At 46.5% G+C, this 13,185-nt stretch carries 7 protein-coding genes; 4 read left to right on the top strand and 3 right to left on the bottom strand.

Translation table 11 applies throughout. The annotated features are described in order from the left end of the window. The first annotated feature begins 22 nt into the window (after nt 1-22). From NG796_RS16385 to NG796_RS16370, 4 genes are all read left to right on the top strand, one after another. A complete protein-coding gene (locus NG796_RS16385; RefSeq protein ID WP_261207913.1) occupies nt 23-2,563 on the top strand; it encodes a mannose-1-phosphate guanyltransferase in 2,541 nt (846 codons plus the stop codon). Between the two features lie 250 nt (nt 2,564-2,813). After that, the gene (locus NG796_RS16380; RefSeq protein ID WP_261207912.1) at nt 2,814-3,344 is read left to right on the top strand and encodes a single-stranded DNA-binding protein; all 531 of its coding nucleotides are present in this window, start codon (nt 2,814-2,816) and stop codon (nt 3,342-3,344) included. A 250-nt stretch (nt 3,345-3,594) separates the two neighbouring features. Further along, complete coding sequence (locus NG796_RS16375) at nt 3,595-4,221, top strand: ApaLI family restriction endonuclease (protein WP_261207911.1); 627 nt, start codon at nt 3,595-3,597, stop codon at nt 4,219-4,221. 2 nt (nt 4,222-4,223) lie between these two features. Further along, nucleotides 4,224-5,507, top strand: a complete 1,284-nt coding sequence (locus NG796_RS16370; RefSeq protein WP_261207910.1) for a DNA-methyltransferase — start codon at nt 4,224-4,226, stop codon at nt 5,505-5,507. A gap of 136 nt (nt 5,508-5,643) precedes the next feature. Here the strand turns inward: NG796_RS16370 and NG796_RS16365 are convergent, their stop codons facing one another. The 3 genes from NG796_RS16365 to NG796_RS16355 form a co-directional block, all read right to left on the bottom strand. Next, nucleotides 5,644-8,418, bottom strand: a complete 2,775-nt coding sequence (locus tag NG796_RS16365) for a GAF domain-containing protein (protein WP_261207909.1) — start codon at nt 8,416-8,418, stop codon at nt 5,644-5,646. 425 nt (nt 8,419-8,843) lie between these two features. Further along, entirely contained in the window at nt 8,844-11,897 is a 3,054-nt protein-coding gene (gene sbcC / locus NG796_RS16360) for an AAA family ATPase (RefSeq protein ID WP_261207908.1), read from the bottom strand. 500 nt (nt 11,898-12,397) lie between these two features. Beyond that, a complete protein-coding gene (locus NG796_RS16355; protein WP_261207907.1) occupies nt 12,398-12,610 on the bottom strand; it encodes a hypothetical protein in 213 nt (70 codons plus the stop codon). Between the last annotated feature and the right edge of the window lie 575 nt (nt 12,611-13,185).

Below are 13,185 nucleotides of genomic sequence, written 5' to 3'. Positions count from 1 at the left end.
TAAAAACGATCAAGGAGGAATTATGCGAGCAGTGCTCATGGCAGGCGGTTCGGGAACCCGGCTCAGACCCCTAACCTGCGACTTACCCAAACCGATGGTCCCCATTCTAAATCGACCCATCGCCGAACACATCGTCAATCTCCTCAGACGGCATCACATCACCGAAATTATTGCCACCCTGCACTACCTGCCGGACGTCATGAGAGATTACTTCCAAGACGGCAACGAATTTGGGGTTCAGATGACTTATGCCGTGGAAGAGGACCAACCCCTGGGAACCGCTGGATGCGTCAAAAATATTGCCGAACTTCTGGATGAGACTTTCTTAGTCATTAGCGGTGACAGCATCACTGACTTTGACCTCACCGCAGCGATTAAATTCCATAAAGAAAAGGGATCAAAAGCCACCTTAGTATTGACCCGAGTTCCCAACCCCGTAGAATTTGGGGTCGTCATTACGGATGAGCAACTGCGAATTCAGCGATTTTTAGAAAAACCCTCAACCAGTGAAATTTTTTCCGATACGGTCAACACCGGCATTTATATCCTCGAACCGGAGGTGCTAGATTATCTACCCGCTAATCAAGAAAGCGATTTTTCTAAAGATTTATTTCCCCTCTTGCTGAAAAAAGGCGACCCCATGTATGGCTATGTTGCCGAAGGGTACTGGTGTGATGTCGGCCATTTAGACGCCTATCGAGAATCGCAATATGATGGCCTCTTGCAAAAAGTCAAACTAGATTTTGCCTACGAATTGCGATCGCCCGGGTTATGGGTCGGTCAAAACACTTTTATCGACCCCACCGCCAAAATCGAAACCCCCGTCGTCATCGGTGATAACTGCCGCATCGGAGCCAGGGCCAAACTCGAATCCGGCACCGTCCTCGGCGATAACGTCACCATAGGAGCCGATGCCGACCTCAAACGACCCATCGTATGGAACGGCGCAATCATCGGCGATGAAGCCCATTTACGCGCCTGTGTAGCCGGTCGGGGCGTCCGGGTAGACCGTCGTGCTCATGTCCTCGAAGGGGCCGTTGTCGGGTCCCTCTCCACCGTCGGAGAAGAAGCCCAAATCAGTCCCGGAGTGCGCGTTTGGCCTAGCAAAAAAATCGAATCGGGTGCGACCCTCAACATTAATTTAATTTGGGGTCAAGCGGCCCAGCGGAATCTATTCGCCCAACGCGGGGTCTCCGGACTCGCCAACATCGATATCACCCCGGAATTTGCCGTGAAATTAGGGGCCGCTTACGGGTCCACCCTCCAACCCGGTGCCAGCATTACGGTCTCCCGAGACCAACGCAGCATCTCCCGCATGGTTTCCCGGTCCTTAATTGCCGGATTGATGTCTGTCGGCACCCATGTCCAAAACTTGGAAGCAACGGCGATACCCGTCGCCCGCTATATCGTCCCGACCCTCTCCGTCGAGGGCGGACTTCATGTCCGCTTGCACCCGGACCGCCCAGATTCATTGCTGATTGAGTTCTTTGATAATAAAGGTATCAATATCTCCAAGGCGCGGGAGAAGAAAATTGAGGGGGCGTATTTTAAGGAAGATTTTCGCCGTGCCCAGATTCAAGAAATTGGTAACATGGCCTATCCAAGTCAAGTGCTGGATTTGTACAGTACCGGGTTTGAAAAACACCTGAATGTAGAAGCGATTCGATATAGTAACTCCAAAGTCGTCATCGATTACGCTTACGCCGTATCCGGGGCCGTTTTACCGCAGCTTTTAGCCAAATTTGGCTCCGATGCGGTGGTTCTGAATGCCAGCTTGAGTCAGATGGCACCTGTTAACGAAGAACGGGAAAATTTACTCCTACAACTCGGCCAGGTGGTGGAGGCCCTGCACGCTAACTTTGGTGCACAAGTCTCGGCAAACGGGGAATTGTTGATTTTAGTCGATGAAAGCGGCAGTTCCATCCGAGGGGAGTTGTTAACGGCGGTGATGGTACATATGATTTTGACCACGAACCCCCGCAGTACGGTGGTTGTGCCGGTTCATGCGTCTTCGGCAGTGGAGCATATTGCCCGTCGTCATGATGGCAAAGTAATTCGCACTAAGGCCAATCCTACGGCCTTAATGGAAGCTTGTCATACGAATCCCAATGTGGTGTTAGGCGGCAGTGGAGATATGGGCTTTATTTTCCCTGAACTACATCCGGGATTTGATGCAATGTTCTGTATCGCCAAAGCAATTGAGATGCTGACGGTACAGGAACAATCCCTGGGACAGGTTCGTTCTGAGGTTCCCCGAGTCTGTCATAAAACCCAGACGGTTCGCTGTCCTTGGACGGTGAAGGGGGCGCTGATGCGTCATTTGGTGGAAACGCACCCGGCGGATAATTTGGAGTTAATCGATGGGGTGAAGATTTTCGATCGCCCTCATGATGATAGTTGGGTATTGATTCTGCCGGATGCCGGTGAACCGATGGTCCATATTTTCGCCAACAGTACCGATCGCGAGTGGGTGGATACCTCGTTGATGCAGTACCGGAAGTATGTTCATGATTTTGTTCATGAACAGGAGGGCGGCGAGATGAGTATGAGCGCAGATAATTAAGACGACAACTGGTTTTATGGTATTTTAAGAGACGCCCTTGAGGGCGTCTTTTTCTGGCGATCGCCTCACCTGCGCCCTGGGGAGAATCCCTTGGGTGGGTAGGATGGGGACTCCACAGACCGATATAATATAATGAATCAAGGGAGGGAAAAACAGGAGCAAAATTAAGAGAGATGAATCCAGTCAAAATGAGATTCAATTTGCTGTTAGAGGTTTCGTCGGAGTAAGTTCTAGTTAACCCTGAGAGATTATGAATAACTGCATTTTAATGGCACAAATCATTCAAGAACCGCAATTGCGCTATACCAGTGACAATTTAGCGATCGCCGAAATGTTGGTGGAGTTTCCCAGTTATCGGGAGAATGATCCGCCGTCTAATTTAAAAGTAATTGGATGGGGAAATTTTGCGCAAGAACTTCACAGTCGCTATCGCGTGGGCGATCGCGTGGTGATTGAAGGGCGATTAAGCATGAATACCGTAGAACGTCCCGAAGGATTTAAAGAAAAACGGGCTGAATTAGTCGCACAACGCATCCACAGTTTAGGGGAACAAATCGAAGGTGCATCGGAACCCAATAAGGCAACTCCCGCCACCAATGTGGTAGCCTTAGAATCGCGCAGAACCACTGCCCCTACAGCAACGGACAAAGGGCGATCGGCTGCCGCACATACTCCCATCCCATCGGAGCCCACCACCGCATCCAGGGTCTCTCCACCCCCGGCAAAAACTTATTATAAAGAGCCCCCCGTTGATGATCCAGAGGATGAAATTCCCTTTTAGATAAAAGGGTAGTCAGACTTCATCTTACCTCAGCATGAAGTGCAAATTTCATTAACATTGTTTAAGCTTGAGGTAAGATGAAATGGCAAAAATAACCAAATATAATTATTGTCTTCTTTCAAAAACTTGACTATTTTTAGAGATGTATCATGTGTCCAGGAAAATATATTTCTTTTACAATTTTCTAAAAAAACTATTTCTAAAACAGTTTAGGTTTAAACAATAATTCGTAAGAGAACCATATAAAACTATGACTATTGAAGAAGAAATTCAAATTTTAGCTGCTAAATATGCCGCTGCATTGGACAAGCAAATTAAAGCAAGAATTTATGAAATGGAGCAGGACGATTTATCCCATTTTTTAATTTACCAGGTTCTGGGAGTAACTGATATAGAAGGTCGCCGGATTGACCTTTATCAAAATAAAGGTCGTTTTTTGTATAAATATGCAGGCTCTTTTTTAGAAAGTGCCACGAAACTTTCTTTTCTTTACAGTTTTCCTCAATCGGGTTCTATGAGAATTCCGAATACAAAAGGTACTCGCCCGAAAACGTTTGAAATTGACTGCTTAGAGGGTAATAATGCCATTGAAATTAAATGGCGGGATGCCACCACCGATGGAGACCATATCACCAAAGAACATACCCGAATTAGCGTTATAGCAGAAGCAGGATACAAGCCTATTCGCATTATGTTTTATTATCCTAATAGAACTCAAGCTAAAAGAGTCCAACAAACCCTGGAAACACTTTATCAAGGAATCGGCGGTGAATATCATTATGGTAATGACGCATGGCAATATGTAAAAAATCGCACCAATATTGATCTGCTAGAAATACTACAAAAAATTGCCAAAAGAAATACTGAAAAAGCATGAATATGAAAGTCTTTACAGGGGATTGCCTCAACCTTTTAGAACAGATTCAGGATGAATCCGTTGATGCTATTTATCTGGACCCACCCTTTTTCACGGAAAAAACCCATAAACTCAAAACCCGAGATGGCAGCAAAGAATTTTCCTTTGATGATTTGTGGGGTTGCCATAAAAAATATGCCACATTTTTATATGAGCGACTTGTGCAATTGCATCGGGTTCTCAAGTCTTCTGGCAGTATATTTGTCCATTGCGATGCTACAGCGAATTACCTGATTCGTTCCCTCTTAAATGAAGTATTTGGACTGGATCAGTTTCGGTCGGAAATTATTTGGTATTACAAACGCTGGTCTAATTCCAAAAAAGGATTATTACCCGCCCATCAAACCATTTATTTTTATTCAAAAACTGATTCATTTACGTTTAATACTCGCTATACCGATTATTCAGGATCTACCAATGTAGACCAAATCTTGCAGAGGCGATCGCGCAATCCCCAGGGTAAATCCGTCTACGCCCGGGATGAACAGGGGGAAGTCATTCTCAATGATAGCAAAAAAGGCGTTCCCTTATCCGATGTCTGGGATATTCCCTACCTCAATCCTAAAGCAAAAGAACGGGTCGGTTATCCCACCCAAAAACCCATTCTCCTCCTGGAACGTATCATCGAAATTGCCACCAATCCCGGAGATTTAATCCTCGACCCCTTTTGCGGCAGCGGCACAACCTTAGTCGCCGCCCAACTTTTGGGCCGCCACGGAATCGGAATGGATATTTCTGCAGATGCGGTCAACTTGACCCAACAACGGCTGATCAATCCCATCAAAACTGATTCAAATCTGCTCAAAAAAGGCCGCAATTCCTATTTAACAGCAGATAAAGAAGCCTTAGCCTTATTGCAAGGATTAGATGCTATTCCAGTCCATCGCCACAAGGGAATTGATGCCATACTCAAACAACAATTCAACAATAAACCCATTTTAGTCCGAGTCCAAAGACCCAGAGAATCTCTCCTAGAGTCTGTCCGTCTCCTGTCAGCAGCCGCTCAAACCAAATCTTCTCAACTTTCTATCTTAGTTCAGACCCAACCGAGTGAATCTATTTCTGAACAAATGATTCCCGCTTCTATCAAAATTGTCAATACTCCCCTGGTTAAAATTAAACAAATTTTGCATGAGACCGGGAATGATAATGCAGTACAATTATCTCCTGACCTCCTCATCACCTCACATCCAACCCCAGCAGAACCAGAAAATTGGATTAACGAGAGGGCCGCCTCTGAATCCTAATCCACCCTGCAACCCAGGCACAGAATACAATAAAAACAAGCAAAATCAACAATTAGTCTGGGGTTCAGAAACCGGGTTTCTTGCCTAAATTTAGGACAATTTGCAACAGTTGTGGCAGAAACCCGGTTTCTGGGTATTAGGAACCGACTGCCATGAGTTGGGGTTGGGAAACGATCGCAGTCTCGGATTGACGGACGGGAATTTCAATGACGAATTCTGCACCCTGTCCCGGTTTGGAAATACACTCGATCGCGCCTTTATGTTTTTCGACGACGATTTGATAACTAATCGAGAGTCCCAACCCGGTGCCTTTTCCGACAGCTTTTGTAGTAAAAAATGGGTCGAATAATCGCGCTTTGATGGGGTCAGGAATTCCAGGGCCATTATCGCCGATCGCGATGATGATTCGGTCATTATGTCCCTGGTTTTTCACCCATTGGGTGCGAATGGTAATCCGGCTGGGATTTTGCCGAATTTCTTCGATAGCTCGGCTTTCGTTATAACTCTCTAAGGCATCAATTCCATTACTGATGATATTCATCAATACCTGATTAAGTTGTCCCGGATAGCACTCAACTCGGGGCAGTTTGCCATAGTTTTTGACTAATTCTATCCCTAAATGACCGGCTTTGGCTCGCAAGCGGTTTTGGAGAATTAGCAAAGTGTTATCAATGCCTTCATGAAGGTTAGCAAATTTCATTTCGGCTTGGTCTAGGCGGGAGAAATTACGCAAAGACAAGACAATTTCTCGGATGCGATCAGCGCCGATTTTCATAGAATTGAGGACTTTCGGCATATCTTCTCGCAGAAAGTTGAGGTCAATTTCTTCAGCAATTTCTTCGATTTCTGGCACAGGTTCCGGATAATGTTCCTGATAGGCTTCTAGCAATTGCATCAGATCTTGAGCATACCCATCCACATGAGATAAGTTCCCATAGATAAAGTTAACGGGATTATTGATTTCGTGGGCGACTCCGGCGACTAATTGACCTAAGCTAGACATTTTTTCGCTTTGAATCAGTTGTGCTTGGGTTTCTTGGAGTTGGCGTAAGGCTTGTTCTAATTCCGCTGCTTTGGTTTCGGCGGCGATCGCATTGGCGCAGGCGCGATCGTATAATTCCGCTTGATGAATAGCGATCGCTAACTGATCCGCCAGTTGCTGCAACAGTTCTATTTCTGAAGTCCGCCATCCTCGGGGTTTATGGCATTCATGGACAATCAGTAGTCCCCAAACTTTGCTGCCGCGAGAGATGGGAACGCTCAGACTCGCCCGCACTTGTAAATGTTGCCAACAGGCGAGATGTTCGTCATTACTATGGGTTTTATACACATCCTCTACGGCTCGAACTACAGGCTGTTTTGTTGCCTGCAATTGTTCAGCACATTCCTGGTAAAAGCAATCATGTTCTTTGACGGCTTCCCGCAGACAGATTTTTTCGGTACTTTCTTCTACAACGATTTTGCCTGCGGTTTCTTTGCTAAACTGATAAATCGCAACGCGATCGGCTCCCAATAATTGTCGCACTTCCCGCGCACTGGTTTGCAAGATAGTGTTAATATCTAAAGTGCGACGAATATGTTCCCCAATTAAGCGTAGAAGTGATTCCCGCTCCATTGTGGCACTTTTTTGGGCGTATAAGCAGGCTTGTTGGATGGAGATGGCGAGTTGATCGGCGACGGCGCGGGCGAGTTCTCGGTCATGTTTGGACCATTGCCGGACTCGGGAACATTGATTAATATACAGAATCGCATGGAGTCGGCCATTGGCTTGAACCGGCATCACCATTGAGGATTTAATCTCGGCTTTCTCGTATTCTTCGTTTTGTTTGCCGATGCGGGAGTCTTCGTTGACATCGGAGATGATGACTTCTTCTCGATGGGCGATCGTCCATTGGGTGATGGGTCCGTGGGTATCAAAGTCATCCAAGGAGGAGGGAAAGGGAGGGCGACAAACTTCAAATAGATGTTCTCGGCGGAAGGCTACATCGTTAGCGGCATTCCAGAAACTGGCTTCGCGATGCCGATCGCCGGTGACGCCCTCTTCTCGCTCTTCGACGAGGTGGATCAAGCAGCGATCAACCTCTAAGGCTTCTAACAGTTGGGCGATCGCCTGGGTTAGAATGGTTTCTAGGTCGAAACTCTGACGGGTTTGGTTAACAATTTGATTGACCAATCTCTCTCTTTGTGCTTGTTTTTGAACGCGATCGTACAGTTGCGCTTGCCGAATGGCTATTTCCAATTGTTGGGCGATCAGTTGGACAAATTCTACCTCGGCGGTTGACCAAGTGCGGGCTTCTTGTGAGAGACAGGCGATAAAGCCGATCCATCCCTCTTGTCCTTTGACGGGAACTAATAAATTGGCAAGGGCATCCAATGTCCCCGGTGCAGTGGCTGGGTTGGGCTGACCCATTTCCAGAGGCTGATGTTCGTCACCCTGTATCAAGTTTTGGGGGGGACGTGCTACGGGACAATTGGCGATCAGACGTGTCATGGCAGCAAAGGTCCGGGACTCGTTCAGGGGTCCGCAACTAATCACCATTTGTCCTTGGGCGATCGCGCTGGCAGCGGTTCCAAAAATGTCTAAGGGATGATATCCCACCTCAGAGAGGGTTTTTGCTCCCTCTAATGCAGCTAAATCGTGATTCCGGGTCCGTTTGCAGACTACTTGCACCCGTTCTGTACGCTCAAAGTACCACAAGAAGCTACAAGCATCTAAGTTGAGCATGGTGGTAATCTCATCGACCGCTGTCTGGAGGATGGTTTTGAGTTCCAGAGATTGCCAGATTTGGTCGATGACTTTTCGCAACAAGGCGCTACGCTTTTGGGGGTCTTCTATCTTAGTGTGTTCCAACGGATTACTCAGGGAGACAGTAGGGATAACGCGGGGAAGCAAAAAAAAATTATTTAACATGGAGAACACCTCACCAATACTCTGGGTGGGCCGCTTAGATTGTAAGTTCTTAAATTGACGAGGGACTGTACCCCGCACAGACCTCGGGGCTTTCTCAGTTTCTATTATTATTTATTTTTATCCCCTGATATTTTAACTTTTGTAAAAATTATCATCAATTCCTCATCAATTCCTCAATTTTTAGGACGGGGTACGGGTTTAAATTTAGGCGGGTTTTTAACCTAAAATTGTAGCTTATACTACCGTTTTACCTTCTGCATAGTTTTGTCTGCCGGGTGATTTAATTTATAAAAATTTTGGAATTAAATTTTAAAAGTTTTAAATTTTACGGGCAACTGGCAATCCTGTCAAGACTTAAAAGCGGTAAATAGTCCGGAGAGACAGGACAGGGAGAGTGATATTTCCCTAGAGTCAGGAAATCCGGATTAAACGGATAAACTGAGTTGAGAACCATTTTGATTTTTGCTGACTTCAATGCGGGCTTGAAAGGCTTCGCGAAATTGCGGCATATGGGTTACGGTAAGAATGCAAGCAAATTCCGAAGCGATCGCATTAATTGCGGCAATCAGGCGATCGCACCCTTCCCGGTCCTGGGTTCCAAATCCTTCATCCACAATTAACATTTGTAACGACGTTCCCGCCCGATGAGCCAGTAATCGCGCTAATGCTAATCGAATCGCAAAATTAATCCTAAACGCCTCCCCTCCGGAATAAGTTTCATAAGCTCTTGTCCCTCGGGCATCGGCAATTAAAATATCCAACGTATCAATTAATTTGGTATTTTTTTTGCTGCGTCCCCGAGTCGCACGCTGAGTCACAAATTGCACATGAAGTTGATTGCCACTGAGGCGAGATAGAATCTGATTGGTTTCTCCTTCTAACTGCGGCAAGACATTTTCAATCATCAAGGCTTGGATGCCATTTTTGCCAAATGCCGTTGCTAATTCCCGATACACCCGTTCTTGCCGACGAGAAGTTTCCAGTTGTTTGCGTTGTTCTTCCGACTGACTTTTAACGGCTGCGAGATGCTGTTGTTGTTGTTCTAGGCGTCCTTTGGTTGCCAGTAAACTATCCAGAGAGGACCGCAAAAGCTGAATTTGTTTTTCGGTGGCTTTGATGCGATCGCCGGGGTCAGGGATATCCTGGAGTTGCTGATGCAGGGCTTGAATCTGCTGGCGCACAGCCGTGCGATCGCCTGATCGCGCCTCGAATTGCCGAGTTAATTCCCCAATTCGCTGTTCCACCTGGGGATATTGTTGCTGTGCTTGCTTTAACTCCTCCAGTCGTCCTAACCAGAGTTGCCCGTTTCTTAACGCACCTCGGAGGCGATTATGTTCCTGGGGGTCATAGCCAATGGTTTGTAAGTGGCGATCGAGTAAGGCGATCTGTTGTTGCAACGCAGAGTTTGTTTGTTGTTCCTGTAACGCCCCTTGTAATTGTGCTAGTCGTTGTTCTAACTCCGGCTTGCGTACTTGTAATTGCGCCATTTGCCGTTGGGATTGCTGAATTTGCCCTTGCTTAATTTCCCCCCAACGCCAGCGTTTCTCCTCATTCAGGGCCAAACTGCGGTCTTGATCATTGTAATTTAACTGTTCCAGCGACTGCTCCACCTGTTGCAGTTCCTGGTATAATTCACCGGCATAACTTCCCGTGTGTAAAGCTTGTTCCAACTGTTGTTTTTCTATAGTGAGATGTTGTAACCGATCGCGAGAGGCTAAAGTTGCATCAATTTGAGCTTGTAATTGTCCCCGACGTTCTCGTAAGGCATTGTAGTGTTTTAACTCCTCTTCCAGTTCCCGATACTCCTGGCGCAGAATTTGAATTTCCCGATCGCTCGTTGCCAGTTGTTCTTTCAACACCCACAACTGATTGTTTAGCCCTTGTTCTTGGGCTTTTTGCTTTTCAATCACTAAATCCCAATGATGTTCATCCAAGGGTCTGTCACACAGGGGACAGAGTGCATCCGGGACTTGCAACATCTGGATTTTTTGCGTCACTGCTGCCAGTTGCGTTTCATAATCGGAGGTTTGTGCCATTAGCCGTTCCATAAAGCTGCGGCGTTCTAAACCTTTTTCTCGCACCCGTTGTTGATAGACGCGTTTTTTCTCTAAAGCATGAATGGCGATCGCCACTTCTCCCAAACTCTCCTCTAAAACATAGCTGTTATCTTGTTCCACTTCCAGGCGATGAATTTGACCGGCAATTTCTTCTAAACGTGCGGATAACCGAGTGCGAATGCGATCGAGTTCCCCCTGGAGGGTTTGTTGTCGGGTCATCAGGGGTTTAACTCGGGTATGTAACTCATCCAGATAAGTGAGGCGATCGCGCGCTTGTTGTAATTTGGCGATCGCTGCTTCAACTTCCGGCGCTTTATTCAAAATCTCCAGTAGTTCCGCTTCCTGGCGGCGAATATACTCCAATTCCCCTTGTGTCGATGAAATTTGGGATTCTAGGGAAGCGAGAGTTTTGCGTTCCTGGTCCTGTAATTGCTGCCGCTGTTGAGTCGCTTGTTGATAGGATTGGAATTTGGAAGCTTGAACTTCTTCTTGCGCTTGTAATTGCTGATATTGATGATATCCCGCCAAAATCTCACCCTCTTGGTTGAGGAGTGCCTCTAATTCTTGGCGGCGTCGATGGTTGAGATTGAGTTCTTGTTGAGTGCGATCGCAGTCTTCTTTTAATTGGCGATCGCGGTCCTGATGATGAGCGATTTGCTGTTGCCAGTTTTGGCGTTGGAGTTGGAGTTGCTGAAACTCTTGTAATTGCGATCGCTGATGGTTCACCCCCTCCTGACCCTGGAGAATTTGTGCCTCTACCTGTTCCAGATTTTGGGCGATCGCAATGGTTTCCTGTAATCGTTGCTGCAACGAAGCTAAACTCTGTTCCAGCAACTGGACTTGACCCTTTGCTTCGCGCGATCGGTCTTTTGCCTGTTCTGCTAACTCATCATAATGGTCTAACCTGAGTAGAGTTGCCAAAACTTGCTTCCGTTCCGAGGGTCGTTTTAACATGAACTCATCCGCTCGACCTTGGCGCAGGTAAGATGAATTGGTAAAGGTTTCGTAGTCGAGTTTGATATGTTGGATAATCTTATCCTGAGTCGCTCGTAAACCCTTCTCCGTCAGCGCGCGAAACTCTAAATGTTCTAGTTGATTCGGAGTCAAATCCTCAGCAGTCGTCGCCACTTGAAATTCCAGAGAACTAGATTGACCCCGTTGGCGAGAACGAATAACCCGATAGATTTGCTGATTGGTTTGGAAGGTAAAATCAACCCGCGCTTCCATTTCTCCCGTATGAATAATATCATCCTCAGTGCCAGCGCGACTATTTCCCCAAAGGGACCAGGCGAGGGCTTCCAAAAGGGAGGATTTTCCGGCACCATTTGGTCCACAAATACAGGCGGTATGCAACCCATGAAAGTCCAGGGTAGCTTCGCGATAGCTCAAAAAGTTTTTTAAACTCAGTTCTAAGGGAATCATATTAATAAAGCTTACTCATAACAGGGCAGTCGCCCAAGGGGTTGGGGAAAGCGTGAAGGGATAGGGATTATCAAGGACTGGGAAAGCCCGTTGAATTGACAGAAGCGATCGCCTTTACTCCCAAATTGTCCAGGGTTTTTTTGGCATTTGTGGCATTGACGACCAATTCAACTTTCTATTTTGAGCCAGATTTCCAACGGATTCTACTTTTTGACCGCTTAATTTTACAAATATTTACAATTAAAGAAATTTTCCCATCCCGGATTGCCTAGGATGGGAAAATTTAATCGGGTTTTCATTACGTCAACCCCGTAATTTTAGCGTCATCTCCCCCATTCTCCCCATCCCCTGAAGCGAATCAGCCTAAAGTGGGTGAGAAGCAGAAATGCTGTTCTAGCAAATTGAAACAACCTATAGACAGCGCCTTTGTAGCGATCGCACTGTGAATAAACACCCTATACCCTTCCCAATCTCCCCAATCTCCCCAATCTCCCAATTCCTTACCCGCGAATCTTCAACCCATAACAGCGATCAAAGAGTAAAACCAAAGCACCCAACATCTGAACCTGCCAGGGGGCCAAGATTAAAGCTACAACGGCTAAAAGTCCAGCTAGGGTGAGGGTCATCACGCCTACGGTTTCCTCAGAGGTGCGGCGATTAATCAGAAAGGCACAGACTGAAATGCTGAGAGGAATTATACATACTGGATGCATCTAGGGTTTGCTCCTATTGAAAGCTCGTAAAAGTAACTAAGGCTACAAAATTGCTACTCAATCTAATGTAGCACCGAATACCAAATCCGGCTCAGTCCATTTATCTAAATTCCCTGACAGGTGTTTAGGCTGAAAATGGAAGGCAACTGCCCTCAAATCGCCTAATTCTCGACCTTTTTAGGATTAGCTTCGTGGGAATTCCAACGCCGGGAGTCAGAAAATTTCTAAGTTTAGAGGAAGAGTCCGACCCGTCTCTACCCTGAGAGGTAGTTCATAGGAAATGATAACCCCTAGATTGAGTTTCCGCAATAGATTGGTTAAAATAATTTCCCACCCAGCACCGGGCAAGCATTTGAGGGGTTTCTCTCCTTAAATTAACCCCTGACAAATCCTGAAAAAAAGCTAATTTCCTCCCTTTGGAGTATCCGTCTCAAGAGTCAGTTCTATCTCTAACTTCCTGGCGGGGTTGGCGGGTCCCTTCGCCCCTTACTTTTAACCACTGGAGTTTAGACTAAGCGAAATTTGACCCACCAGGAGGGGAGCCACTGTTAAAAGAGTGTAGGACAAAAATGAGA

The organism is Laspinema sp. D2d (assembly GCF_025370755.1).
In the GTDB taxonomy this organism is placed as follows: Bacteria; Cyanobacteriota; Cyanobacteriia; order Cyanobacteriales; family Laspinemataceae; genus Laspinema.
This window is presented reverse-complemented; position numbering and strand designations above follow the sequence as displayed.